Source organism: Bradyrhizobium quebecense, from assembly GCF_013373795.3.
In the GTDB taxonomy this organism is placed as follows: Bacteria; Pseudomonadota; Alphaproteobacteria; order Rhizobiales; family Xanthobacteraceae; genus Bradyrhizobium; species Bradyrhizobium quebecense.
Window position 1 is genome coordinate 8,407,967 of sequence record NZ_CP088022.1, and the last position, 26,972, is coordinate 8,434,938.

Sequence of the window (26,972 nt, forward strand, 5' to 3'; positions counted from 1 at the left end):
CACCTTCTCGTCGAGAAGGCTCAGACTCGCGCTCAAATGTTGCATCAATGGGATCAGCGTCCGTACACTGATGCGCGGCAGGTCGGCCGCGTTCGGGCGGAAAGCGATCGACGTCTCGGTAAGATCCGTCGACGCGATCCGAACCCCCCGCCGCCGTCCGTCCGGCAGCGCGACAACAACGTAGGCGGGACCGCGTCCCGACCGCTCCTTCAGCACCTCAAGCCGGTGCCCAAATAGGAAATGATGCGGGTCAGTGATCGTGACGTGAGACACGACCCGTTCAAGAATAGGGGTACTCTGCCGTGTTCGGCGATCCCACCTATGCCGACGCCGTTCTCGACCGCCTGGTCCATAACGCCCACCGGATCGATCTCAACGGCGAGAGCCTGCGGCGAACCCGTAAGCCCGGCCGAAAGGCCTGAGCCCGTGGCCCTGTGGACAACGCGAAGGGCGTTGCCCACATGCCCACAGCAGGAGCAGCAAAAAACAAGTCCTTCGAGCCGCGATTCAAGATTGACCACGCGGCTTCGCCGATGCCAGAAACCAGACAGCCAGAACGCCTCGCGCCCCGGCCGACATCAAATCGGAATGGTGGGCGAGATCATCTCGGAATCCTGGGCGAGATCAAATCGGTACACCCGGGCGAGATCATCGGAATCCGCACGAGTGCGCGAGCAATCACCGCATGCGCCGCCTCGTGATATGCGGTGATCTCGCGCTCTTCTAACACTTCGACCGCTTGATTTCCGGAAATTGACAGCGGGACCGTCGACCGAGATTGCTGGGCGTAGCTTTGACGCGCGCATCCGCGTGATGGCGGAGAGCTTCCGTTCTGGATGCAGCCGCGGTGTTGGCCTACTCGCTTCAAGCTTTGCCAGCGCGGCAAGTACGGTGCCGGTTGCGCGTTCTCCAAAGCCTTTTCATAGCATACTCTCCACGGGCGGCCTGCGGAAAAGCGCGCGGGCGGGTGGAAGGGCCACCCGCGCTAGTTTGCGCTTCGAAGAGGCTTTGCTGTCCCATGGAGGTTGCGCGAGCATATGAGCAGCCGAGCCATACATGCGTCAGCAACCAGCGTGCCAAACCATCGTACCGGCATTCCGCTTGAACAGAGACAAAACGCTGCGCTTTCAACCCGCGGTCCCCGAACAGCTGTTTGCGCCTCGATTGCAGTTCCCCACATGCATGTCATCGACCGGACACAGCTGAGCGAGCTCAGACGTGCAGGGATGCAACGGGGCCACGCAGCGCCGATGACGGTTAATCCAGGTCTTTCATCGTGTCGAAACTGGCAGCAAAACGTGCCTGCGCTGCCGATGCTTGCGGGGGCGCCACGATCGACATGAAGCCGCTGTAAATAGGGCCGGGTGCAAACATCACGACGTTCGCAAGTCGGAAAGAGAACAAAACCCACACAAAACAATGCGAACTCTGGACCATTTTTTGGCACGAAGAATGCAGACCTTGGATATGCCCAGGGGCGCCCTCCCCTGGACATGGCCACCATCGCAGCTTGAGGCCGTGGCTGGCCACTTGAGGTTAGCGGCGCGTGATATCGACGAGGGACAGTGCCTGTGCATGACTCACGCGGGCACCTGCGTCACGTCGCCGCTAACTTCTGTCCGCCGCCAACAGCGCATCAATGGTTGGTCCGCTTAGCATGGACGTGTCGATAAGAAGGCACCCGCGATTCGCACAGAGCATTCCGCACATTCTCGACACCTCGCGCGTCATAACGGATGACCCTCGCGTTCCTCTTCGACGTCTGGAAGACGCTGCACCGCCATTGATCAACGGAACGGGTCGACGACTATGGGACGTGTGAACGACAAGGTCATTCTGGTGACCGGCGGGGCTCGCGGAATGGGGGCAGCTAATGCGCGCCTGCTGGTGGCTGAGGGGGCCAGGGTCGTGATCACTGATATTCTTCATACAGAAGGAGAGGCTCTCGCGGCTCAACTTGGCAATTCGACCATCTATATGCCTCAGGACGTTACCCAGCCGAAGCAGTGGGCCGAGGCGGTCGCAAGCGCCGAAGGGCGCTTCGGCGCGCTCCACGGGCTGGTCAACAACGCCGCGATCGCCAACATAGCCCCTATTGAGCAGTTCTCGCTCGATCAGTGGAACAAGACCCTTGCCGTCAATCTAACCGGCGTATTCCTCGGAATGCAGGCAGCCCTACCGGCCATCCGGCGCGCGGGCGGAGGTTCGATCGTCAACGTCTCGTCCGTCGAGGGGCTGCGGGGCAGTGCCGGACTCCACGCCTATGTCGCTTCGAAGTTCGGCGTGCGGGGCATAACCAAGTCCGCTGCACTGGAAGCCGCGGCCTCGGGAGTCCGCATCAACTCGATCCATCCCGGCTTCATTGCCACCCCGATGACCGAGAGCTTCGAGTCCTCCCTTTTCCCCGTTCCACTCGGGCGGGCAGCCGAGCCGCAGGAAGTATCGCAGGTCGTCTTGTTCCTCCTCAGCGACGAGTCCAGCTACCTTACCGGTTCGGAGGTCGTCATCGATGGAGGTCTGACGGTCGGCGTCCCGCGCAAATGCCTGGCGCCCGAGAACCTCTTTTGATTAACCTGACTGAATGTCCAATCTAGTCGGATAGAATGTTGCGATGTACTACGGTAGCGGAAATTACGAAGCCTTTGCCCGCCCTCGCAAACCCGAAGGTGTGGACAACAAGACTGCGTGGTTCGTCGGTGCGGGCCTGGCGGCGCTTTCCGGTGCGGCCTTCCTGATCCGCGATGGCCATATGCGTGGCGACCGGATCACCATCCTCGAACGGCTGAAGATACCGGGTGGGGCTCTCGACGGTAACCAACACCTAGGAAGGGGCTTCGTGGTCCGGGGAGGTCGCGAGATGGAGGATCATTTCGAGTGCCTATGGGACTTGTTCCGGTCGATCCCTTCGCTGGAAACTGAAGGTGCCAGCGTGCTCGACGAATTCTACTGGTTGAGCAAGGATGATCCGAACTACTCGCTGCAACGGTCGACGGTGAACCAGGGACAGGACGCGCACACCGACGGCCTTTTCACTCTGAGCGAAAAGGCGGAAAAGGAATTGATCGCCGTCTTTCTTGCCTCCCGTGAGGAGATGGAGGACAGTCGTATCGACGAAGTGTTCGGGAAAGAGTTTTTCAGCAGCAATTTTTGGCTCTATTGGTGGACGATGTTCGCCTTTGCGAAGTGGCATTCTGCCCTGGAGATGAAGCTTTATCTGGATCGGTTCATCCATCATATCGGGGGCCATTTCAGCGCGCTGAAGTTTACCAGGTACAATCAGTATGAATCGCTGGTTCTACCGTTGTGCAAATGGCTGTTGGAGCAGGGCGTCAACTTCCGCTACGACGTCGAAGTCACTGATGTCGATTTCGACATAAAGGCGGGATGCAAGCAGGCCACGGCTATCCACTGGCTGGAGGGCGGCGTCGCCGGCGGCATCGGCCTTGGCGCCGACGATCTTGTATTCATGACGATCGGGTCGCTCACCGAAAACTCGGACAAGGCAGACCATCACACGCCCTCCAGGCTCGACGAAGGCCCGGCGCCTGCTTGGGATCTGTGGCGGCGTATTGCGGCCAAGGACGCGGCGTTCGGCCGCCCGGATGTCTTCGGCGGCAATATTCCTGCAACCAAATGGCAATCGGCGACGATCACGACTCTAGATGCGCGCATTCCAGCCTATATCCGCAAGATCGCCAAACGCGATCCGTTCAGCGGCAAGGTCGTCACGGGAGGGATCGTCACGGCGAAGGATTCGAACTGGCTGCTCAGTTGGACTGTAAACCGTCAACCGCATTTCAAGTACCAGCCCAGTAATCAGATCGTCGTCTGGGTCTACTCACTTTTCGTCGACGAGCCTGGCGACTACGTGAACAAGCCGATGCAAGATTGCACGGGCGAGGAAATCACGCAGGAATGGTTGCATAACCTCGGCGTGCCGGTCGAGGACATACCGGGACTCGCCGCGATGGCCGCAAAAACTGTGCCGGTGATGATGCCCTACGTCACCTCTCTCTTCATGCCGCGGCAGGCGGGTGATCGACCAAATGTTGTGCCCAAAGGCGCTATCAATTTTGCCTTCATCGGCCAGTTCGCTGAGTCGGCGGAGCGCGATTGCGTCTTCACGACCGAATATCAGTGCGCACGGCGATGGAGGCCGTCTACACGCTCCTCAACGTCGAACGTGGTGTGCCAGAGGTGTTCAATTCGACCTATGATATCCGCAAGCTGCTTGCGGCAATCGGCAGACTGCGCGACGGCAAGGAAATCCGAATTCCCGGACCGGCGCTCTTGCGCGACCTAATGCTGAAGAATATCGGCGCTACCGAACCCGGCAAGACTGCTCAGTGAGGGCTTTGTGCGTTCGCCTGTCTTGTGCAGCTGGAGAGCTCGTTCTCCACGGCCCGTACGAGTGTGAATTGCAAGGGGCAAGCCCTTCGTCGAGTGTCGAAGGCGACACACGCGAAGGCGGAACTGTTCTCGGGCCGCAATTCATAACATGGCTGGTAATGGAAGCCGCAACAATCGTGCCCGCACATAATGCTGGCGCCGACCGTCTGCTTGACACTCGCGTTCGATGTGTCACCTGAACTCCAAATCGACCAGGTGGCGGAAGGAGGTTTTCTCAGGACGCGCCGAGATGCAGTATCCATAACGTCGCCGGTCGGGGACGTGCAGCCCCGGCTGCGGATAAAGCAGAGTGCGGTCGGGGCCTCATTTCTCAAGCTTAGTGGGTTCCTTGCCTTACCGCAGAGGATGGCGATGGTTTGAGATGATCCAATATTTTCGAGCCTTCGCTGAACGACTTCGACCAGAATTTCTCCGCGAGGTCCAGATGGCACTTCAGTAGCTCTGAGGGAGTTTTAGAGTCGGCAAGATTTCTCAGAAAGCTTGCTTGTTCGTGCAGAGAGGAAGCAGCCAAACTTAATCCATCCTTTAATGCCGCGGCGTACAGGTGCCTTGTCGATTCGATCGATTTTTGCCATTCCGGAAAAATTGACGGAATGCGTGATGCCACTGCTGCAGGTTCTCCAGCGCCATCGGCTGCGGCGCCGGTCAGTTGGGTCAGTCCGGGCTCTGGACGTGGCCGCCGTTCGCGTTTCTCGTCTTCGGTTGTATTCGCGTTCATTCGACGTCTCCTAGCCTAAAAGAGGATTTGTAACACCTGAGTTGTTCGCTGCTCAGTTCCGATCATCAACCTTCAGAAGGTACCACACCCTCCAACATGTCATACCTACCTCTTTTGGTACGGCGTGATCGCGCCGCAAATTGCGCATTCTAGGCGCCACTTGCTGGAATGTTCACCCATCCCCGGTTCAGAGGCTGAGAATCGCGGCAACCTCGTTGAGGACGAGCGCTGACTGCGTAGATCGACGGTGCCGCCAAAGGTGGTGCGGTCGCACGTCGATGCGCTTTGCCGTGATTGCGGCTGGCATTGGCCGCCATCACGCTCGCATCCATCGCGATGGCGCGGGAACGATAACCTGCCGTTTGGGCGGGGCGGCTCACGGGTATGGCGCGGACGCTTGGTTGATGTTGGGGGCGACGCCCGGCCGTTCAATCCGAACGACGCCGTCCATGTCGATATCCTGGATTCTCGAAGTCGGGATCGAGCAGGCGAAGCCCCGTGGCGAGGTCATCAACGTCCGTCTCCCCATCCGGCTCTCGGAATCGGCCATCTGCATATTCCGTTTCGCGATTGCGCATGCATTCGGTTTGCCTGTCGCGAGCGCGCGGCGCTTTTGCCTGCCACTTTCTCCTTTGGAGCGTCACGATGTGTAGCAGGCTATACTAACAGCTTAGTCCAGTCTCGTAAAACCGCCGCTCGACCCGCGCCGCAGGAAATTGAGGCTTTTCCGGCGAGGTGTGTTGTGGGCATGGCGAGATACTCCTTTGTCAGTGAGCTAAGAACGGTCTGAACTGGGCGCTCATCGTACCCCGTAGGTCAAGGTGCACACCGCGCAAAGATCGGCGCAGGCAGCGATGCCGTCGGCTGTGCTGCCGATCGATAGTGATGCTGTGGCTGATGAAGGGGCGCGCACAGCTTGGGTCCGCCAGGTAGGCCCATACTGGCCCGCGGCGTTGCGGCCGGAGAGCAATATCAGCTACGCTGACGCCCGAGGCCTTTCACGTCTTGAGGCAAACGGGCTCGCGCGTTGACCTTGACGCCCCGCGGCGAGGTAAATCTGGGCCGTCGCGCTCGCGGTTAGTCAATATAGTTGAGGTTAACCGCGCTATGATATTGACGTTGCGCCCCTATGCTTGATCCATTGCACCGGAAACTGCACACCCGGCCCACCGGAGAGGTGGAAGTGTCCTTCCAGCTGACCGTCCTGAAAGTGCTGGCCGGCCAATCTGCCGGGCTGGCCTCCGTTGCCGACATAAGGCACGCCGTTGAAATCCTGATGAGCAGCGGCCGTGACTGGACCGATCGCATGAAGCGGCTGGCCGAACGCGCACCTGACCTGAATATCTTCTCGGCCGGGTTTGTCTTTCGCGATACTCTTGGCTGGGAAATCACGGAAGAGGGCCGGCAATTCCTCTCCGCGCTCGAAAAGGCCGTCGCCGATCAGAGCGAGCGGCCTCGATCAACCATCGATCCCCCATCCAGCGAAGTCACCGCGCAACCGGTCATGGATGCGGCAAAATCACTTATTCCTCCCCATAGTCACCGTCAAAGGTCGCGGCGTCGCCGCGGGAAAGGCGGGTCTAATCGACGTAGAGCATGACGCGGCGCAGCTTTAACTTGTCACGCGGCCTCTGGCCGAACCGCGTGCCGATATTTTGCAGCGAAGTTTCTAAGAGTGTGTCGTGTCAACTTCCTGACAGTGGTCTCAAGCTGACAATAGAACCTGCTACGCACAATTCGAGCAACTTGCTGTGAACAGTGCCTCAAGTCGTTCTGGCAAAGGTCCACCTGCGCCGGAGATCGACAGTCCGAGGCTTTGAGGATTGTAGTCATCTGCAGATCGGAGACCGTACGTAAATGACCATTGAGCCGATCGAGGATAATTGGCGGCTTGAAGAGGAATCGAGGCGACGAGACGAGATCAAAGTCAAGCTCCTTCGCGCGCGATCGGATGTGGCCAGGTACCAAGCAGAATTGACAGAGCTCGAGCAAACGCCGAAGCGTGAAGACGGCTCATCGATCTGCTCTGGGACACTTCAGCGCACGTGCGCAGGAGGTCGGAGAGCATAACGTGCGACCACGTCAATTGGAGCCTGTCTTGGATCCCGCTAACCTGCGAGCGGATGCTGGGGGCAGCGTCCGACCGAGCGACAGCTGGAAGTAGGCTGCCAACCGGGTCTTCGCAACAGGGGCTTGGCTTGGTGCAATGGCTGAGCGGTGTAGAGCGCAAGAATTCGCGCACAAGTGCAAGTGGCGAGAAGCCAAGCCACGAACGCTCACGCGCGTGACAAGTGTTGGGATCAGCCGTTTTGACCGGCTCATCTTTGTTCGCTCACAAGCAAGGTGCTGTCGCCGGGTTGCAAGGTTCACGCCTCCTCTGCGTCTTATAAATGTCATCTTGCCCATGCCAGTGAGCCGCGCTACGGCCGATCCAGCCAGCGCTCAGCTTCACACAAAGCATGCTGCAAGGATGCGGGCGGCAAAGCTCGAGGTAGTCGATGACAAAGCGTTTCCGCAACTGGGGCTTATTGTCCTTCGTTGCTTTCATGGCTTTCTGCCCTGTGGCCAAGGCGCAGGACCGCCGCATTGTTGCCGAACCTGTTGCACCTCACACGGTCTGCGACCGCCCGGTGCCGTCTGGCACAAACGATACGGCCAGGTTGCAAGACGCCATCGACCATTGCCCCGCCGGCGCGGCGGTCTATCTGGGCCGTGGCCAGTACTTCTCGGGCCCGCTCGGGATGAAATCAGGCGTCACCTTATGGATCGGACGTGGCGCCACGCTTGTCGCCATAGCCGAACCAGCTCTCTATGACAAAGGCCGGCGCCATTGTGGACGGATCGCAGGCAAGGGCGATGGTTGCCGTCCGTTCATCAGCTTTTCCGAGACGCGTGGCGGCGGCATTTATGGCGACGGCACCATCGATGGCCAGGGTGGAGCAGCCATGGCCGGCAGCACCGAAACTTGGTGGCAGTTGGCCCGCCGCGCCCAGACTGAGAGCGGCAATCAGAACGCCCCGCGTTTGATCCAGATCGATCAGGCGCAGGACATCACGTTCTATGGTGTCACGCTACGCAATGCGCCCAATTTCCACGTCGTGATGAACAGGGTCGAAGGTGCCACCTTTTGGGGGCTCACGATCGATGCGCCGGCCGAGGCCCGCAACACCGACGGCATCGACCCTGGCGCCAGCCAGGATGTGACCATCACCCGCAGCTTTATCCGCACTGGAGACGATAACGTGGCCATCAAAGCCGGCGACAATGGCCCAAGCCGTCATATCTCCATCATCGACAATTACTTCGGCTGGGGACATGGAATGTCGATCGGCAGCGAAGTGAACTCCGGCGCCAGCGACATATTGGTGCGCGACCTGACGCTGGATGGCACGACATCCGGCCTGCGCATCAAGAGCGATGTCAGTCGAGGCGGCTTGGTGGAGCGAGTGACTTATGAGAACGTGTGTCTGCGCGGCAACCGATGGCCGATCGCCTTCGATACAAAGTACAATCCACACGCACAAGGCTTCAACATTCCAGTCTATCGCCAGATCGCTCTCCGCCATGTGCGCGGCGACAACGGTACGCTGCTGATGCGCGGTGTAGACGGCAAGCATGCACTTGACGTGACGCTGGAGGATGTTCGGTTTGCCGAGTCTGCGACTTGGCGGCTGGAAAACGCCAATGTAACCGCCGATCATTCTGAAGTGTCGCCGCCGCTGCCCGGCTGGGCTGGAGAGAGGGGGCCGGGCGGGTGGGAGCAATGTGCAAAGGCCTTCCGGAACTAGTTAATGCGTAACCACAACAACTTCGTGTCCGGCGGGTCAGGTTTCGTGTCAATGCGGTTGAGATTGAGTGGCGTTGCGCCCCGGGTCGTTTCATAGCGCTCACGTTCTTGCCAAGCTTTCCGACAAGCCTTGTCGCGGTCAGCCGCTCTGGAAATCGCGCCCGGCGGCATACTCGCTGCGTTGGCAAGGTTCGGCTGCTGTTGCGCTGCGGCTGTTTGTATCGATCATCGAGCGCGCAGCGGATCGGATGGAGAAGGTCACATGCGAATGATCGCGCTATCCGCTGCGGCTCTCGCGGAATGTTGCTCTATCTCGGCAGCCGATACTCAGTTGCTTTTTGTGTCGCACGCCGGAGAGACGGCCTATCACTCCGTGCAGGCAGCCATTGACGCACTGCCACCGCAAGGCGGGGATATCCAGATCGAGCCTGGCATCTATCGCGAAAAGGTCAAAGTCCTCAAACCTGGTGTTCATCTCAAAGGTACCGGCAAAAAGCCGGATGATACGATCATCGTGTACGGCGATGGCGCAATCAACGTGGGAGGGACGGCCCGTTCTGCGACGCTCAACGCCTCGGGCGATGACTTCCGGCTCGACAATCTGACGGTCCAAAACGACTATTCCCTCAAGGGGGACAATCCAGCTTCGCAGGCCGTGGCTCTATCGGTGACCGGCGACCGGGACGCAATCATCCATGTTCGCCTGCTTGGCGCCCAGGATACATTGTTCGCCGGTAAGGGCCCTAACGGTCGAATGTCGCGGCAGTACTTCTCTGATTGCTACATCGAGGGGCATGTCGACTTCGTTTTTGGCAATGCGAAGGCCTATTTCAGGCGCTGTGAGTTGCACGGCATCGCAAATCAAGCGGTTGTGTATACGGCGCAGAGCAAAAGAGCGCCGGGCGAGGACAGTGCCTTTGTGTTCGATCAGTGCAGGCTGACTGCCGAGCCTGGTGCGCGCTATGTTGCGCTTGGCCGCGCTTGGCGCCCCTATGCCACAGTGATCTTCCTGTCGACGAAGATCGATGCGCCGGTCATTGCGGAAGGCTGGCGCGAATGGGCCCCCGGCAAGACGGATACGTTCAGGACGGCCTACTATGCCGAATACAAATCCTCCAGCATCGGGGCCAATCCCGCAGGCCGCGAGCCTCATTCTCATCAATTGACTGACAGCGAAGCCGCGAAATGGTCGCTGAAAGCGTTCTTCGGGGGCGCGACAGATTGGCTGTCCAGCGAACCTTCAAGATAAAAATTAGACGAACGCTCGGGAAGTGGAGGGTTTTCAAACCCTTTGACCCGAGCCTCGTTGCGCTCGGGCGGCTCGTCCACAGCAACTCGCATTCGGGCAGGGGCGGCCATCGTAGCGCGCCAGATTCTTGTTGCCTCCTTTAAGAAGGAAAGCAAAGCGATCGACATTGCCGGCTGCGAATTCCTAATTCTTGTCAGCTTTCGAAAGCTGAATCCCGTATTCTCCAGAATCCAACGGCCGCCGAACGGCTGCCGCTTGCGGCCTTGTAAGGCGTGCGGATTGCGCAAGCCCTGTACCATCGCAAGGAGAACGGATGGATCCAACCGACCCCTTCTTCAATTCGGGCGCTTGAATCGAGGAGTACGCCGCGCAACAGGCGCGAGCAGGCAACGCAAGCCAGCAAAGCAACTTTGAGCGGCGGATGGAGGATTTGCAGGTTGATTCGACGGAGGGGACCCCCGCAAGCTCGCCTTCGCCGGATCGGGCTGTCGCAGAGGGCCGTGGACGGATCAGCCGAGGCGATATCGGCGGTTCGATGCGGATGCCGCCACACCTTGGTTCTAGAGGCGGCGCGCTCAGCGGTGGGCGGGCGAGCGTGGACATTCCCCGCTTTCAGCTTGAAGCTTCGCCCTAGCGCCGCAGTCCAGTTTGCGGGATGACCCGTTCAGCAGCGAACGCTACAGCTTGCCGGACTCAGACGCTGCGGTTCACGCCAAGAGCGGAAAAATCCGCGGACTGTGGTCACGCATCAGATCGGGGGCGGCAAAGCCCTTGGCGGGAGCAGGAGTAAAAAACCCTCGCGAGACGCGGGCTGTCAGAGGTTTCTTCAACGAAGCTTCGCATTCATTACGCGAGGCAGCCGGCCGGACGCGCGGGGTCGACGCGGCGGACGAGGCGCTCATCAAAGAGTTAGCGGCAGGCAATCTCAGCGAAGGCAACATCAAAAATGCGGCGACCGACCCGCGCCATTTGAGCGAGCGCGTGCGTGAGAACGGCAGGCGCGATTGGCTCGCTTTTCGAATTCGTCTGGCGCAGGAGGCGCAGCGCTGCCAGGAACGCGGGAGAACCATCGTCAGCAGCTGGATCGCGACCGTGGATTTACGGATACCATGGACCTACCAGCCATGCCCCTGCCGTCGACGGCTTCGCCTGTCTGTCCCATCATCCACGGCACGAGGTGCGTACGGCCGGCGACGACATAGAAAAAGATGCCGATCGGCGGCAGCCTGAGGCCAATCCTCAAATCCTGACCGAAACCGCCGCGCGACAGGTAGAGCGGGAAGGTCTGGCAGACCAGAATCGAGTCCAAGCTTACTCGACACATAAATTCCCACCCAATTGCTTGATTCACGATGATCGTAGCCGAGTCTCGCGCCGATTGAAGCCGGTGCCCGGATCTCGTTGAGAGATCATAACTATGCTCGTGCGAACGCGAGCATGCTTGTGACCTAGTTCGCGGTGGTCATGGTTACTTCATAATCGCTTCGGCCTCTGCACGAAACGCGTGGCGCGAGCCATCTCGTGAATAGAACATGTGACCGCCTGGAAAGACGACGAGTTTGACGCGCGGTGCTGAGGCAAATGGCGGCAATTGGTCGAGCACGATCTGTGATCCGAGATAAGGCGTGACGAGGGCAAACAGCCGTGCCCGACTAGCAATTGCATCTTCGGGTCCGTTGCGAGAATCTGGCGCAGCTCCGACAGCGACTCCGGAGGCCCGCCGGCCGAAATCCCAAGCCTGCCCGACCGCGCCGTTGACTAGCTCATAGGAGCCGTCCGGCCGCCAGTTTAGCTTGCGCGTAAGGAGATCGACAGTGGCGCTGCTGAGAGGTGCGAGCAGCGTGTCGCTGGAGGGATCGCCGGAAAGATGGAAATCCGAGTCCGGATACGGATCGAGCCCACGCACTGAGGCGTCATAATTGCCGATTAACTTGCCGTTCTTACGATCGAACTCACGGCGAAGCTCGGCGAGCTCAAACCGGCCCGCGAGCCTGCGACTCACCGCCTGATCGATGCCGGTCAGCGCCGCGACCTTGTCGGCCAGACGCGTGGTCGCTTCCTTGTCCGCCTTTGATGAGGTCGACCAGAAAACTCTCCGCGTGCATAAGCTTCCACGTCGGCGAGATCGGCTCGCTTTACCGGACCCTCGGCTTCACGCAGGGGCGCGAGCAGGGTCGCGACATAGCTCGGCAGTGTTGCGATGTATTGCAGCAGGCAAGTGCGGGCATACTGGCCGTAGTCGAAGAGTGGCGAGACCATTATAAGGCCCTTGACGCCTATGCCCTGCCGCATCTGCAACTGGTGCACAACCTTTGGCCCGAGAATACCCCCATAGCTTTCACCCACGATGTATTTCGGCGACAACAGCCGGTCATGCTTTTCGAGCCAGCGGCGGACCACCAGCGCGAGCGCGTTGACGTCGCCGTCAACGGAAAAGAGCCGCTTGCGCACATCATCGCCGGTCCCCACGAAACGGCTATAGCTTGTGCCCACGGGGTCGAGAAACACCAAATCGGTGAAATCTAGCCAAGTCTCCGCGTTTGGCCTCACCTCCGGAAAAGTGGATGGCGTGACCTCGTCAGCATTGATCGGTAGCCGCCACGGTCCGGCATTGCCAAGCTGCAGCCAGGCCGATGATGAGCCCGGTCCGCCGTTGAAGAAGAACGTTACCGGGCGCGTGCCGCGATCGGCGCCGTCAAGCTGATAGGACGTATAGGCGATGTCGGCCTCCGGTTCACCCTTCTCGTCGAACAGGCGGATGGAGCCGCCCGTCGCGATGAAAGAGAGCGTCCGCCTAGGGAGATCAAGCGTTTGCCTGGTGCTGGAGTCCGGCGGCAGGCGATGCTGCTCGGCCGCCGACGGCGTACTTCGGCGCTTGGCCGGCGTGTTCGCCGGGGCCGCCCTTCTGGCCGGCCGGCGTCGTGGCATTAGCGCGCGGTGGCAGATCGTCTGCCCGCACGCTCCCCATGATCCCGCAAGCAAACAGGATCAACGCAAGAGAGGTGCTGCGCAGTGCGGTCGACGACATAGAGGTTCTCCTGTGCAAGGCTTGCTCTGTTGGTGCGCGAGGCGTGTCTGTCAAAAACGGTCTAGTCACTAGAGCATTTTCTGACCTGGCGGAATCGGAAGGGATTGAACTAAGCCGCTGCCGCGGCGTAGGGGGCAAGGTGGCATAGATCGCCTCCTGGCTGAGAGGATGTGGGTGTTGGAGCCCACCCCCTCAGACAGGAGTATCGAGATGGCCGATTTGAGCCCTCTTCGCCGCCGCATGATCGAAGACATGACCGTCCGCAATCTGTCGCCGGCGACGCAAAGATCCTACATCAGCGCGGTTTCGAAGTTCAGCCGCTATTTTGGCCGATCGCCTGACCGGTTAGAGCTGGAAGACGTCCGCGCCTTCCAGGTGCATTTGGTCTCGACCGGCATCTCATGGCCGGCGCTGAACCAGATCGTCTGTGCGCTACGGTTTTTCTACGGCGTCACGCTCGGCGAGGCGCTCATCCCAGAGCGCATTCCCTATGCGCGAGAACCGCGCAAGCTGCCGGTCGTTCTCAGCGCCGACGAAGTGGTTCAGTTTCTTGAAGCGGTATCGAGCCTGAAGAGCCGCGCCGCGCTCACCACCGCCTATGCGGCCGGGCTCAGGGCCTCGGAGGTTGCGGGACTGCGGATCGAAGACATCGACAGCGCCCGCGGCGTCATCCAGGTGCGCCACGGCAAGGGCGCGAAGGATCGCAACGTGATGCTGTCGCCCCAGCTGCTGGGCATCCTGCGCACCTACTGGCGGCTCGCCCGGCCGCGGCTTTATCTGTTCCCTGGTCGTGACGAAGATCATCCGATCGATCAGACCGTGCTGCATGCCGCCTGCCGGTCGGCGGTGAAGGCTGCGGGCCTGACCAAGCGCGTCACGCTGCACACGCTGCGCCACAGCTTCGCGACACATCTTCTCGAGAACGGAACCGATATCCGGATCATCCAGGTCTTGCTCGGGCACAATAATTTGTCGTCGACAGCGCGCTACACGCAGGTCGCCACCGATACGATCCGAGCGACGCAGAGCCCGCTCGATCGCCTGTCGCTGGAGGTGACGCCACCTGGATGACCCGCAGCGGGATGCGGGTCATGACCCGCTCCGACATCCGCTCCAACAGGCCCGCCATCGAGATTGCCGATATTCTGTGCCGGCATGGCGACGCCTATCGCCGTGTACATGCCGGTCATCTGGGGCGGGTCGAGCGGCGCGTGATGAGCGCGATCGTTGCGTGCCGGACCGAGGCGCTCGGCGGCCACATGCAGGCTTGCGACGACTGCGGCACGACACGCGTTGCCTATAATTCCTGCCGCAATCGGCACTGTCCGAAGTGTCAGGGGAGAGCCCGAGCCGCGTGGCTCGCCGCGCGTCAAGCCGACCTGCTTCCGGTTCCCTATTTCCACGTCGTCTTTACACTTCCCGCACCGATCGCCGCGATCGCTTTCCAGAACAAGGCCGTCGTCTATGCCATCCTGTTCAAGGCTGCCGCCGAGGCGATGACGACGCTCGCCGCCAATCCACGCCGGCTCGGCGGTGCGATCGGCGGCGTCGCCGTCCTCCACACCTGGGGACAGACGCTGATGCATCATCCCCACGTCCATTGCGTCGTTCCGGGTGGCGGCCTCTCGCCCGATGGCGCGCGCTGGACCGCTTGCCGACCGAACTTCTTCCTGGCCGTCAAACCGTTGTCCAGACTATTTCGCACACTTTTTCTCAAACGTCTGTCGGCAGCCTTCAACTCCGGTGCCTTCCGTTTCTTCGGCGATCTCGGAGCTCTGGCCGAGCCGGCTGCCTTTGCGGCCCACCTCGACGCCATGCGACGCATCAACTGGGTTGTTTACGCCAAGCGGCCCTTCGGCGGACCCGCACAGGTCCTGGCCTATCTCGGCCGCTACACCCATCGCGTCGCGATCGCCAACAGCCGGCTCGTCGCACTCGACGACGATCATGTCGCCTTCTCATGGAAGGACTATCGCCAAAACAGCGCGACAAAGATCATGAATCTCAAGCCCGATGAGTTCATTCGCCGTTTCCTGCTTCATACGCTGCCTGACGGCTTCCACCGCATCCGCCACTTCGGCTTCATGGCCAACCGCCATCGCGCTGCCAAGCTCGCCCTTTGCCGCGAACTTCTCGATCATGAGCGAACAGCCCCAAACGATGGCCAGCCGTCGCCTGTGGATTCGGAGGCTCAAACCCGGGCCGAGGTTCCTGCCTGTCCCGATTGTGGTGGCGTCATGCGCATCATTGAGCGCTTTCGACATAGCTTCAGACGCCCCAGCCCTCGAACATCACCGTTCCGATGCGACACATCGTGAGCCAAGTCATGTCGTGCACGACGATCATCATTCGTCATTTCGCTCCCAGCGTCTCGATCATCGCGGACGATGTCGAATCCGTGCTGTCACACTGCGCGACAACAACCGTCCGATGCAGCAAAAGGCCTATCGCGATCTCAGGCGAAGCGCGTCTGATCTCAACTCTTCCAGGATGCGCACTCCTGTGTCTCTGCCTCACGCGCCGAGCCAGCAGATCGGGCATGGCGATCTCGAACAATCCCCATAGCTGCAAAACCGCGAATAGCCTCCCGCGCCTTCGTTCAATCCGGCTTCAATGAGGTCGCGTCATAAGCGCCTGCCGCGCCCTCGCGTGAGCGCGACCTCACAGAACCCTCCAGATTCCCTTGTGAGGCAAATCGTGATTCACCCTGAGGGCTGGTGATGGAGGCCAGCCCCCATGGCTAAGCCGCTCTCGCCGGACCTTCGCCTTCGCATTATTCGGGCTGTGGAAGAGGAAGGCATGAGCTGTCGGGGCGCCGCCGGCCGGTTCGGCGTAGCGCCATCGACAGCGATCGAACTGGTCAACGAATGGCGCAGCACCGGCGCTTGTGAGGCGGGAGCGCAGGGCGGAGACAGACGTTCAGCTCGGATCGAGGGTCATGCTGCGGAGATCCTCTCCCTGGTCAAGGCTACGCCTGACATGACGCTGGCCGAGATCGCTGACCATCTCCTCAAAGTCCACGGCGAGCGTTTCGTGCCGAGCGTGGTCTGGCGATTCTTCGATCGCCGCAACATCACGTTCAAAAAAAACATCGCACGCCAGCGAGCAGGATCGGCCGGACGTGGCCGCTGAACGCGCGGCGTGGAAGGCATCTCAGCCTGAGATCGGCATCCATCGGTTGGTGTTTATCGACGAGACGGGAGCCTCGACCAAGATGGCGCGGCGCTATGGCCGCTCGCCGTACGGCCAGCGCTGTGTCGCAGCGCTCCCGCATGGTCATTGGAAGACGACGACCTTCGTCGGCGCGCTCAGAGCGACCGGCATGACTGCGCCGATGGTCCTTGACGGTCCCATGGATGGTCTGGCGTTCGAGGCTTACGTGACGCAAGTCCTCGTGCCGACACTCAGGCCCGGCGACATCGTGGTGATGGACAATCTCGCAGCACACAAGCGCGCCGAGGTCGGCATCGCAATCGATGCCGTGGGCGCCCAGCTCCTCTATTTGCCGCCTTATTCGCCCGACCTCAATCCGATCGAAATGGCCTTCGCCAAGCTCAAAGCCGCACTTCGAAAGGCCGCCGCCAGATCAATCGAGGCTTTGGACAACGCTATTGCCACCGCCCTGACCGCCTTCACCGCCCAAGAGTGCCTGAACTTCTTCGCCGCAGCCGGTTATGACCGTGTCTGATCAGAATCTGCTCTAGCTCATGCGTGGGAACAACAAACCTACCAGAGTCAGCAGTTGCCACCGTCGGCGGGTGCAGATCGTATGCCCGACCATCGCCAATCGCCCGGTTGGCGGTTCGACCCCTGATCAGCTCAACGCGCTCGGCCTTCACGGCATGGCCAACGCCCTTCGTCGACATCGCCAAGCTGCGGCAGCAGGCCGCCGTCGAGGACATCGACTATCGCACTCCGCGCGGTCTGGACCGCAGCCTTCAGGCAATGCTGGTCGAAGGCGGCTGGACCGCCCACCACGCCAACCTGCCGATCTGCGGCCCCCCGGCGTCGAGAGCCTGCGGCGAACCCGCAAGCCCGGCCGAAAGGCCTGAGCGAGTGGCTCCGTGGACATGCCGCCGCGCGTGGACAACGCGAAGGGCGTTGCCCACCTGCCCACAGCAGGAGCAGCAAAAAAACCAAATCCTTCGAGCCGCGATTCTAGATTGACCTCGCGGCTTCGCCGATACCACAAACCAAACAGCCAGAACGCCTCGCGCCCCGGGCGATGGGCGAGATCATCTCGGAATCCTGGGCGAGATCAAATCGGTACAGCCAGGCGAAATCATCGGAATCGCAATCGAGAAGCTCGCTGTCGCATGCTCCATGAAAAGGTAGGAGCAAAACGAGGCTTGCGATGATCTAGAAGAATATCAACGTAGACACCAATAGGTCGAGGGCGTGCTCCGTTTGGGGCGTGTGTGTGATGCTCGTCGGGTTATGGATGTATGACAGGCCGATGCTCGCATATATTCCGGGCGCGAGATACGCAGTGTATGTTCCCGTGATTGCTGTTGTATCGCGATGCACGAGCTCGCCCTTGGCGAAAGCAGCATCCACCGCAAACTTGCTCCAGACGGTGTTGGTGGCAACGAGAGCCATCAGATCACTGGGCCGACTATCAAAAGGTCCCTTCGCATAAAGGCGAAGCTCGTAGTACTGGCTGATTCTGTTGAGGTCGGGCGGTGCTCCCATGAGAGAGAATCCGCCATAGATACCACGAGATGGTGCCCCCTGGACGTCACTCTGCCAGAGCTGCCGGTCCGCGGCGATGTAGTGAAAACTATTGCCGCTATGCCTTTGCCGGTCCGGGTCCGCTACATTCTTGTAGCGGCTGTTGCTGAAACCAGCGCCTGCCCGCAACCACGTGTCAGGCACGCCGGGAGCGGCCTTACTCTTGTAGCCAATCTCGTCGATGAAAAGAATGCCCGCGTTTGCTGTGCTCCAGTTCACGCCGCTGGGATTCTCGGTTACATGCGCATAGGGTCCATCTGGACTGATTGAGCGCTGCACGGAGACTTTGTTGTACCAGCGATCATCGAAATTGTACTTCAGGTTGAGGGCGGGGGTCGGCGCCGCGTTGGTGCTCATCCCTGCTTGGAAAAGGGCGAACATGTTTGATCCTGAAATTCCTCCGAACAATGTGCCGGTGAATTCGTTCTGATTTCTAAGATAGCCAAACTTGAGTTCGAGTGTCCTGTCGAGGAAAGTTTGGTAGTAAGCGAGCGTGTTGAGTCCTACTCGATCAGGCCCCGGGCGCTTCCATGTCCAGTATTGCTGCTCGGCCCCCACGGCAATTTGACCATCAGCAATACCGAAGCGGCTGAGATCGTAGGTGACGATCATGAAGTTCGCCGTGGCAAATGTCGGATTCTGTCCCATATAGAGCTGGTTTGCGAAGCTGCTTCTGGCTGCATTCGGCAGCTGGTTGTCTGCAAAGCTGTTGTGCGTCCAGCCGATATACCCGATGCCGATGTCCGCCAGCGCCGATCTGGCGCCGCCCTTGTCCTGATCTATCGTATCGGAAGGCCCAGGTATGGCGAGCCACAACCCCTTTTCTCGTAGATTTTCGAAACGCGCGAAAGGGTCGATCGCCGCTTGTGTTCTCGTCTGGGTAGCCCGATCGGCACTGCCGCTCGTTTTGAGAGGCATGCTGGGACCATTTGCCGGCGCCGCGGCACGGGGTCCGGATGCCTTACTGATCAAGCGGATGGAGAGCCTTGTCTTCCGATCGGGAGCGGTGCTGCGGCTTCTTTTGGTGACCTGATCTGCAGTATCTCTGTTGAGATCAAGCTCGTTAGCGGCTTTTGCCAGAACTGAATTGCCGACCAGACAAGCCGCCAGCGGAAGTGCGACAACCCGGCCCCGTCGCTTCGAGCTGTATGCAAGTGCCGCCGTAGCCGAAGATGTTCGAGACGTTATCGCCGAAACAATGCGATCGCGCATAATGTACTTCGCGTCCCTATCTGCGAGCCGTGAATGGATCGAGCTTCGGCCTGATTGCCCGAGAAGCGGACTTCCCAGCCTTTGGAGTCTGAAGGCTATGGTGACCTCTAAAAGCAAAAGGTGTCGTATGTCCCCAGCGGGACCGGCTTTAACCGTCCCGAACCTCGTCACCCGGGGAGGGCTGATCTGGCCTGCACGTAGCTTGTGCATCATGCGTGGCGCGAGCGCGAGCGGCGTGCTGGCTCGATGAGGTGATGATGACGAACGAGCTTCAGCTGTCCTTGCCAGCAAGACATCGCGAGCGACCGTGCTCCGTGATGCCGCAGAGGAGTCTTATGGTGCCGAACATCGTGCTTGAAGACGTCATTCTCGACGAAATGGTAGTCACCGAAAAGCAACCCCGCCGGTGACGAGGGCAGGCATCATGAAGCTTTGTTGGCAGCTCGGTCACCGAAAGACGAGGCAATCGACGGGCGCGAGGTCTGGAAAATGTTGCCGTCTGTGCCCCCGGCGATCGTGGCAGAGTGTTCTGCGAGCTGGCGCAGGAGAACGGAGAAAATAGCATTCGAGCAGCTTTGATCGCTGCCGCAGGGCAGTTGGCGAATCCGTCAGCTCCATTAGCGCGGCCAGATCTATGGTGCATTCCGAGTTCCTTGAAAAATGACCCGTGGGGCGTTCGATGGCCACGCTTGCCAGCTGTCCATCGTCTCGATCAACCTGCCGAGATTGGTAGTTGCAATGGCTGCCGGTCCAATGGCATGGCGCCCAGTGCTGAGGTGGCTAGCTGGCAGGGCTGAGTTTCCGTCACAACGCACTCCGGCGAGTTGGCGCGGTTCGTATTCGGCCGCAGCAGGGTGAGAAAATCTGCAAGGATCTTGTGAATCGTGAGAAAATGGTGCCCCGTTGCTCGCAAAGACGCGAAGCAGTACGCCGCTGCCGACGGTAGGATGCAGGAGATCCCCGCTAGGGGGTCTTTTGCGCTGAAAAAGAGCCCACATTGGAGCCGAAGGGCAAACAATCAGAGGTTGCGAAGAATGATGGTGCCCGGGGGGCGCGGGCGGCTGCAGCCCGTCAGCATCGCAGGCTATTGCAGCAACGAGCGGCCTATTGGGTCGGGGAAGTCGCGCGTGGAACCATGGAGATGACAGATCAAGCTGCCGCCTCGGACTTGCGGCCGCTCTTGCACAGCTCGTTAGGGCGCATTCGCTGGGGTTTGATGTTTCTTGTTATCTTCGTCGGCCTGGGTGCGGCGGCAGCCCATTTTGCATCGAGCCTCGCAGAGTTCGTCGAAACGCCTGCCGCTGGGCAAGTCGGTTCAACGATGGTTCTGTCACCGGAGGACAGGGCATCCCTGACCGAGACACAGGGGACGCAGCAGAAGCTGAGCGATGACATCGCAGAGCTCACCCGCCACATCGAGGCCCAGCGGGGCGACCTCCAAGCGATCTTGGATCAGCTCACCACACTGACTTCGCGAATCGACACCTTGCAGATTCCGGCGCCTGGTCCATCTGCTCCTTCCGCTGCTACTTTGCCGCCAGACAAAGCGGTCTTGAGCTCCGTCAAGAAACGCATCGGACGCTCAAAACCACAGGGTCCTGTTTCGGTCGGAGGCGCGCCTTTGATCGCAGGACCGATCGGCGAGCGCTGACACCACAGACCGGTCGCCTCCGTATCGCGGTCTCACCGCCTCGCCACCGCCGGGGCGGGGCCCGCGCCGAGCGCCGCGTCAAGCTGGCTCGCGCCGCCTCGACCCAAACCGGATATGGATTGGCCCCGTCCATCACATGTCTCGTCAGTGCAGCCGGATCTTCGCGATCACAGCGAGAAGATCCGCTACGGACGGCCTCCGCCGTAAGTCCGAACCGAAACGCCTGTCGATCTGAATGATGGGCCCGAGCAACGCCGAACCTGGACTATCCTAGTGGCTCTGCACAGTGATTTTGACTGGTTAGCACCGTGGGGGTCCAACGGACTTTCAGCGGAAGCTAAGAGCGCTAAGGATGCCGGGGTCATCTCACGGGCCAGGCAACTCGCAGGGCAGCCCGTCGCCGGCCGGGGCGCGGACGCGTCTCCCGCGGGCTCGCGTGAATCTTCCGTATAGAGAGTCCGCGTTGCACGACGATCCTGGCCTTGCGCGCGACCCATCGCAGCACAGCCTGTCGGTGGAGATCACCGCTGCGTCTGGGTCCAAAGGTTGGCATCGACGCCGTGTAGCCGCATGGCTTTGCGCGCCGCGTATAAGCGTCGCGCTGAGCGTCGGAATGGAAGCGATCCAACGCGCCACGCTGAGACCATGGCGTTTAAGTTGAAGTCCTGCTCCCAGTTCATGGCTCATAGAAGGGATTGTTGCCGGGCAGTAGGTAGTTCGAGCGAGCAATCGTCGCGTTACGACCAACATTGCCTACGATGTCAAGCCGCTATCCCTGGACGGAGCGGCCGTTGCGAGTCCATCGGGAGCCATTGTCCGTTGCAAGAAGGTTCTACGATTAAATTCTTCAGACAATTGAAGCGTCTCCGCACTGAGCGAGTATGCCGCGCGGTTGGCACAATCGCCAAGATCGGGGATTTCGGGTCAGTTGGTCGCAAACTTGTCAGAGAGACGCGAGCTCACGACGAACATCAGTTGGCGATCGTGACAGCGGTGATCGCTCACCATCCCCCGCGTAGCGCTCATGGCTCATCAAGACGTCGAGGGGAGCCTCAGAGGGCTGGTAGGTCAAATTTGGCTTGAAGCTGACGTAAGGTCATATTGTAGCGTCGCCAGCGAAACATGACCAAAGCAGGCTCGATCCGATAATGCAATTTAGATTTACAGACTTCGACGACGTGCGCGCCGCAAACAGAGCATATAGCAAGGCTTCGGGAGTAGGTTATCATCGCAGTAGACTGCGCGGGACGCCACATCTCGAGCAGCAGGCAGCTTCAGCTCTTGACATATGGACTTGGTGTCTATCGCCTCAAGAGAGGATCAATTACATCCGAAAACATCGTTCCCAATTCCGGTTTGACAGCTACGGCCAGATGATCGGTGTCGTCCGCGGTCGTTGCTTCAATGGTTACGCATCCGAGCTCATCAAATGGCGAAATCGATTCAGGGCCAACACGTGGCGTGCTGCCGTGTTGTTTTGCGCTGGGACTTGGGCAATCCTCATTTATGCTGTCCTCCGAGTGCTAGATATTGTTCGCAATTGACTGGAGTTCCCATAGTAAGGCCGTTCACCGCCGCGTGAATTGAAAGTCTTTAGTATGCGTGTGAACGGTTGCAAGCTGACTCGTGTCTGCAGCCGTAGCTCGGACTCGTCCCATCTTCGGCGCGTTACGGATTTGGTTCACGTGCCATCGGATAGTCATGAGATTGCCGCCCACGAACAGGGCCCCGTCTCGGTTGGTCGTCGGATGATCCAATCTTGGTCCGAAACCCCTGCCGGGGCTAATCTGACCGCCGGACCCAACTTATCAAAATCACTGTGCAGAGCCACTAGGCGAGCGTGATATCCGGCTTCGCTGTCACCGCCTCCAGAATCAATTGCGAATGCGCTTCGATTTGCGGTCACCGCCCTGGCGTTTAGGAACGATGTCGCCAACTTCCTTGAGGCGACCGCGCCGGCGGATCGCGCTGACACCAAAGCGCTCGGCAGCCTGTCGACAGGACATGCCACCGTCAATCGCTGCTACCACCCTTTGGCGAAGATCAACCGAAAACGCCCTGGCCATACATGCTGGCCTCCCTCGCCAGCATGTGGCTTGAATCTGACTCGCGCCGTTTTGGGAATCTGGAGGGTTCTGTGAGGTCGCGCTCACGCGAGGGCGCGGCAGGCGCTTATGACGCGACCTCATTGAAGCCGGATTGAACGAAGGCGCGGGAGGCTATTCGCGGTTTTGCAGCTATGGGGATTGTTCGAGATCGCCATGCCCGATCTGCTGGCTCGGCGCGTGAGGCAGAGACACAGGAGTGCGCATCCTGGAAGAGTTGAGATCAGACGCGCTTCGCCTGAGATCGCGATAGGCCTTTTGCTGCATCGGACGGTTGTTGTCGCGCAGTGTGACAGCACGGATTCGACATCGTCCGCGATGATCGAGACGCTGGGAGCGAAATGACGAATGATGATCGTCGTGCACGACATGACTTGGCTCACGATGTGTCGCATCGGAACGGTGATGTTCGAGGGCTGGGGCGTCTGAAGCTATGTCGAAAGCGCTCAATGATGCGCATGACGCCACCACAATCGGGACAGGCAGGAACCTCGGCCCGGGTTTGAGCCTCCGAATCCACAGGCGACGGCTGGCCATCGTTTGGGGCTGTTCGCTCATGATCGAGAAGTTCGCGGCAAAGGGCGAGCTTGGCAGCGCGATGGCGGTTGGCCATGAAGCCGAAGTGGCGGATGCGGTGGAAGCCGTCAGGCAGCGTATGAAGCAGGAAACGGCGAATGAACTCATCGGGCTTGAGATTCATGATCTTTGTCGCGCTGTTTTGGCGATAGTCCTTCCATGAGAAGGCGACATGATCGTCGTCGAGTGCGACGAGCCGGCTGTTGGCGATCGCGACGCGATGGGTGTAGCGGCCGAGATAGGCCAGGACCTGTGCGGGTCCGCCGAAGGGCCGCTTGGCGTAAACAACCCAGTTGATGCGTCGCATGGCGTCGAGGTGGGCCGCAAAGGCAGCCGGCTCGGCCAGAGCTCCGAGATCGCCGAAGAAACGCAAGGCACCGGAGTTGAAGGCTGCCGACAGACGTTTGAGAAAAAGTGTGCGAAATAGTCTGGACAACGGTTTGACGGCCAGGAAGAAGTTCGGTCGGCAAGCGGTCCAGCGCGCGCCATCGGGCGAGAGGCCGCCACCCGGAACGACGCAATGGACGTGGGGATGATGCATCAGCGTCTGTCCCCAGGTGTGGAGGACGGCGACGCCGCCGATCGCACCGCCGAGCCGGCGTGGATTGGCGGCGAGCGTCGTCATCGCCTCGGCGGCAGCCTTGAACAGGATGGCATAGACGACGGCCTTGTTCTGGAAAGCGATCGCGGCGATCGGTGCGGGAAGTGTAAAGACGACGTGGAAATAGGGAACCGGAAGCAGGTCGGCTTGACGCGCGGCGAGCCACGCGGCTCGGGCTCTCCCCTGACACTTCGGACAGTGCCGATTGCGGCAGGAATTATAGGCAACGCGTGTCGTGCCGCAGTCGTCGCAAGCCTGCATGTGGCCGCCGAGCGCCTCGGTCCGGCACGCAACGATCGCGCTCATCACGCGCCGCTCGACCCGCCCCAGATGACCGGCATGTACACGGCGATAGGCGTCGCCATGCCGGCACAGAATATCGGCAATCTCGATGGCGGGCCTGTTGGAGCGGATGTCGGAGCGGGTCATGACCCGCATCCCGCTGCGGGTCATCCAGGTGGCGTCACCTCCAGCGACAGGCGATCGAGCGGGCTCTGCGTCGCTCGGATCGTATCGGTGGCGACCTGCGTGTAGCGCGCTGTCGACGACAAATTATTGTGCCCGAGCAAGACCTGGATGATCCGGATATCGGTTCCGTTCTCGAGAAGATGTGTCGCGAAGCTGTGGCGCAGCGTGTGCAGCGTGACGCGCTTGGTCAGGCCCGCAGCCTTCACCGCCGACCGGCAGGCGGCATGCAGCACGGTCTGATCGATCGGATGATCTTCGTCACGACCAGGGAACAGATAAAGCCGCGGCCGGGCGAGCCGCCAGTAGGTGCGCAGGATGCCCAGCAGCTGGGGCGACAGCATCACGTTGCGATCCTTCGCGCCCTTGCCGTGGCGCACCTGGATGACGCCGCGGGCGCTGTCGATGTCTTCGATCCGCAGTCCCGCAACCTCCGAGGCCCTGAGCCCGGCCGCATAGGCGGTGGTGAGCGCGGCGCGGCTCTTCAGGCTCGATACCGCTTCAAGAAACTGAACCACTTCGTCGGCGCTGAGAACGACCGGCAGCTTGCGCGGTTCTCGCGCATAGGGAATGCGCTCTGGGATGAGCGCCTCGCCGAGCGTGACGCCGTAGAAAAACCGTAGCGCACAGACGATCTGGTTCAGCGCCGGCCATGAGATGCCGGTCGAGACCAAATGCACCTGGAAGGCGCGGACGTCTTCCAGCTCTAACCGGTCAGGCGATCGGCCAAAATAGCGGCTGAACTTCGAAACCGCGCTGATGTAGGATCTTTGCGTCGCCGGCGACAGATTGCGGACGGTCATGTCTTCGATCATGCGGCGGCGAAGAGGGCTCAAATCGGCCATCTCGATACTCCTGTCTGAGGGGGTGGGCTCCAACACCCACATCCTCTCAGCCAGGAGGCGATCTATGCCACCTTGCCCCCTACGCCGCGGCAGCGGCTTAGTTCAATCCCCACCCGATTCGTTCCGGTCGGAAAATGCTCTAGTATGACCGTACGGGCCGCGGCCCGCGACCTCATTTGATGCTTCAAGAACTGTGCGCATATGGGTGGTCTTCGTTAATATGGTGCGCGGTCGAGATAAGCGTCGAATGCCGCAGCAACGGCGCGGATGACAAAACGGTGCTCCTGCTTGACGCGGAGGATACCCTTTTCGATCTCCACTATCCCGTCCTCGGTGAGCATCTCCAAGCGATCAGCTGAATCAAGAAAAGCTACCGGATCAAATCCGTGGTTGGCGCAGATTGCTGGAACATCGGCCTGTAAGTCGCACATCACGCGTTCGATGATTTCGGCCCGAAGCCGGTCTTCCTCGGTGAGACGGTAGCCCTTTGAAGTCGGGAAGCAGCCAGCTTTGATATGCTGATGATAGGAAGCGGTTGCGAGCTCATTCTGGACGTAGCCGTCAGGAAGGCGGCCAATGGCGGACGGACCGAAGCCGATCACGGTTTGACAGGTATCAGCCGAATAACCCAGGGAGTTGCGGCAAAGGCGACCGGCCTTCTGCGCCAGCGCGAGCTCGTCGGATGGCAAGGCGAAATGGTCGAGCCCAATTTGTCGGTAGCCCGCCGCGACCAGAGTTTCAGCCACCGCCGCGGCTTGCTCGGCGCGAGCGACATTGTCTGGCAGCGCCGCCTCATCGATCTGGCGCTGACGTTTCATATAGGAGGGAACATGGGCGTAGCCGAAAACCGCAAGCCGGTCCGGCCGCATAGCTACCGCGATTCTGGCGGAGTCAACGCAGGACTGCACCGACTGGTGTGGCAATCCGAACAGGAGGTCGAAGTTGATGCGGCTTATTCCATGCTGGCGCAGACTTTCGACGGCAAGAGCTATCTGTGTCTCGCTCTGGACGCGGTTCACTGCCCGCTGCACCAGGGGATCAAAACTTTGCGCGCCAATGCTGGCGCGGCTGACGCCGGCTGAGCCTAATGTTTCGGCCATCTCGGTCGTGAACGCTCTGGGATCGATCTCGACGGCAACGGTGGTCGACTTGCTGAATGTGAAGCGGTCGCGCAGGAGCTCCATCAGGCCCAAGAAGTCGGCAGGCGAGATGATGGTCGGCGTCCCGCCGCCGAAATGCACGTCGCTGACGGACAAGGCGCGGGGCGCCTGCGCTGCGACCAAATCAATCTCCTCGCGGAGCACCGCGAGATATTTGCGGATCGGTCGCTCGCTGTGAGTGAGGCTTGTCGGGAAGCCGCAATACCAGCAAATCGAGCGACAGAACGGAACGTGGAGATAGATGGATACCGGTTCATCGCGCGGCAGCCGCCTCAACCATCTCCCATAAGTGTTGGCGCCCACCATCGCGGAGAAATCAGGTACGGTCGGATAAATAGTGTACCAAGGCAGGCGGGAATCGCAATATTTGTTCAGCAACGAGGTCTGCACGTCTTATCTATCCATGCTCACACAACATGAAGTTGACCCATCTC

18 protein-coding genes and 3 pseudogenes are annotated in these 26,972 nt (G+C 60.2%); 11 read left to right on the forward strand and 10 right to left on the reverse strand.

All coding sequences use genetic code 11. The features are described 5' to 3' along the window. Positions 1 to 302: 302 nt before the first annotated feature. From HU230_RS39925 to HU230_RS39935, 3 genes and pseudogenes are all read left to right on the forward strand, one after another. Positions 303 to 422 (forward strand): annotated as a pseudogene (locus HU230_RS39925) (ATP-binding protein); the annotation flags it as partial. A 1,387-nt stretch (positions 423 to 1,809) separates the two neighbouring features. Beyond that, positions 1,810 to 2,568, forward strand: coding sequence for a glucose 1-dehydrogenase (locus HU230_RS39930; protein WP_166071941.1), 759 nt, complete (start codon positions 1,810 to 1,812; stop codon positions 2,566 to 2,568). Between the two features lie 43 nt (positions 2,569 to 2,611). Then, positions 2,612 to 4,303, forward strand: a complete 1,692-nt coding sequence (locus HU230_RS39935; RefSeq protein ID WP_476727277.1) for an oleate hydratase — start codon at positions 2,612 to 2,614, stop codon at positions 4,301 to 4,303. 423 nt (positions 4,304 to 4,726) lie between these two features. Here HU230_RS39935 and HU230_RS39940 read toward each other — a convergent pair whose 3' ends face one another. Then, positions 4,727 to 5,128 (reverse strand): hypothetical protein, encoded by a 402-nt coding sequence (locus tag HU230_RS39940; protein WP_173643995.1) that lies wholly within the window; start codon positions 5,126 to 5,128, stop codon positions 4,727 to 4,729. 449 nt (positions 5,129 to 5,577) lie between these two features. On the opposite strand from HU230_RS39940, the gene HU230_RS39945 reads away from it, so the two are divergent. The 4 genes from HU230_RS39945 to HU230_RS39960 all read left to right on the forward strand — a co-directional run bounded on the left by HU230_RS39945 (position 5,578) and on the right by HU230_RS39960 (position 10,164). Then, positions 5,578 to 5,781, forward strand: coding sequence for a hypothetical protein (locus HU230_RS39945; RefSeq protein WP_173643994.1), 204 nt, complete (start codon positions 5,578 to 5,580; stop codon positions 5,779 to 5,781). 530 nt (positions 5,782 to 6,311) lie between these two features. Then, complete coding sequence (locus HU230_RS39950; RefSeq protein ID WP_173643993.1) at positions 6,312 to 6,728, forward strand: hypothetical protein; 417 nt, start codon at positions 6,312 to 6,314, stop codon at positions 6,726 to 6,728. 898 nt (positions 6,729 to 7,626) lie between these two features. Continuing rightward, positions 7,627 to 8,916 (forward strand): glycoside hydrolase family 28 protein, encoded by a 1,290-nt coding sequence (locus HU230_RS39955; protein ID WP_173643992.1) that lies wholly within the window; start codon positions 7,627 to 7,629, stop codon positions 8,914 to 8,916. 261 nt (positions 8,917 to 9,177) lie between these two features. Continuing rightward, on the forward strand, positions 9,178 to 10,164 hold the full coding sequence (locus tag HU230_RS39960; RefSeq protein ID WP_176533566.1) for a pectinesterase family protein: 987 nt from the start codon (positions 9,178 to 9,180) through the stop codon (positions 10,162 to 10,164). Between the two features lie 1,072 nt (positions 10,165 to 11,236). Here the strand turns inward: HU230_RS39960 and HU230_RS39965 are convergent. The 3 genes from HU230_RS39965 to HU230_RS44220 all read right to left on the reverse strand — a co-directional run bounded on the left by HU230_RS39965 (position 11,237) and on the right by HU230_RS44220 (position 13,092). Beyond that, a complete protein-coding gene (locus HU230_RS39965; RefSeq protein WP_173643990.1) occupies positions 11,237 to 11,473 on the reverse strand; it encodes a hypothetical protein in 237 nt (78 codons plus the stop codon). Between the two features lie 159 nt (positions 11,474 to 11,632). Next, positions 11,633 to 12,166, reverse strand: a complete 534-nt coding sequence (locus HU230_RS44215; RefSeq protein ID WP_371821709.1) for a hypothetical protein — start codon at positions 12,164 to 12,166, stop codon at positions 11,633 to 11,635. A 17-nt stretch (positions 12,167 to 12,183) separates the two neighbouring features. Next, complete coding sequence (locus HU230_RS44220) at positions 12,184 to 13,092, reverse strand: S10 family serine carboxypeptidase-like protein (protein WP_371821708.1); 909 nt, start codon at positions 13,090 to 13,092, stop codon at positions 12,184 to 12,186. Between the two features lie 310 nt (positions 13,093 to 13,402). Between HU230_RS44220 and HU230_RS39975 the strand changes: the two genes are divergently transcribed. The 3 genes from HU230_RS39975 (at position 13,403) to HU230_RS39985 (ending at position 16,880) form a co-directional block, all read left to right on the forward strand. Next, the gene (locus HU230_RS39975) at positions 13,403 to 14,263 is read left to right on the forward strand and encodes a tyrosine-type recombinase/integrase (RefSeq protein WP_029085027.1); all 861 of its coding nucleotides are present in this window, start codon (positions 13,403 to 13,405) and stop codon (positions 14,261 to 14,263) included. A gap of 20 nt (positions 14,264 to 14,283) precedes the next feature. Beyond that, a complete protein-coding gene (locus HU230_RS39980) occupies positions 14,284 to 15,510 on the forward strand; it encodes an IS91 family transposase (RefSeq protein ID WP_176529012.1) in 1,227 nt (408 codons plus the stop codon). 418 nt (positions 15,511 to 15,928) lie between these two features. After that, a protein-coding gene (locus HU230_RS39985) for an IS630 family transposase (RefSeq protein WP_176528729.1) occupies positions 15,929 to 16,880 on the forward strand; the annotation gives its coding sequence in 2 pieces (ribosomal slippage) (positions 15,929 to 16,269 and positions 16,268 to 16,880; 954 coding nt in all). Between the two features lie 671 nt (positions 16,881 to 17,551). Here the strand turns inward: HU230_RS39985 and HU230_RS39995 are convergent. Beyond that, entirely contained in the window at positions 17,552 to 19,135 is a 1,584-nt protein-coding gene (locus HU230_RS39995) for a carbohydrate porin (RefSeq protein ID WP_176396264.1), read from the reverse strand. A gap of 1,141 nt (positions 19,136 to 20,276) precedes the next feature. On the opposite strand from HU230_RS39995, the gene HU230_RS40000 reads away from it, so the two are divergent. Beyond that, entirely contained in the window at positions 20,277 to 20,786 is a 510-nt protein-coding gene (locus HU230_RS40000) for a hypothetical protein (RefSeq protein WP_224924216.1), read from the forward strand. A 542-nt stretch (positions 20,787 to 21,328) separates the two neighbouring features. On the opposite strand, the pseudogene HU230_RS40005 reads toward HU230_RS40000, so the two are convergent. The 5 genes and pseudogenes from HU230_RS40005 to hemN form a co-directional block, all read right to left on the reverse strand. Further along, positions 21,329 to 21,540, reverse strand: a pseudogene (locus HU230_RS40005) (sarcosine oxidase subunit beta); the annotation flags it as partial. Positions 21,541 to 22,669: 1,129 nt separating this feature from the next. Continuing rightward, a pseudogene (locus tag HU230_RS44225) lies at positions 22,670 to 22,852 on the reverse strand (IS630 family transposase); the annotation flags it as partial. 418 nt (positions 22,853 to 23,270) lie between these two features. Next, entirely contained in the window at positions 23,271 to 24,497 is a 1,227-nt protein-coding gene (locus HU230_RS40015) for an IS91 family transposase (RefSeq protein ID WP_176528572.1), read from the reverse strand. 20 nt (positions 24,498 to 24,517) lie between these two features. Beyond that, complete coding sequence (locus HU230_RS40020) at positions 24,518 to 25,378, reverse strand: tyrosine-type recombinase/integrase (protein WP_029085027.1); 861 nt, start codon at positions 25,376 to 25,378, stop codon at positions 24,518 to 24,520. Positions 25,379 to 25,593: 215 nt separating this feature from the next. Beyond that, complete coding sequence (gene hemN / locus HU230_RS40025; RefSeq protein WP_173643988.1) at positions 25,594 to 26,928, reverse strand: oxygen-independent coproporphyrinogen III oxidase; 1,335 nt, start codon at positions 26,926 to 26,928, stop codon at positions 25,594 to 25,596. Positions 26,929 to 26,972 lie beyond the last annotated feature (44 nt).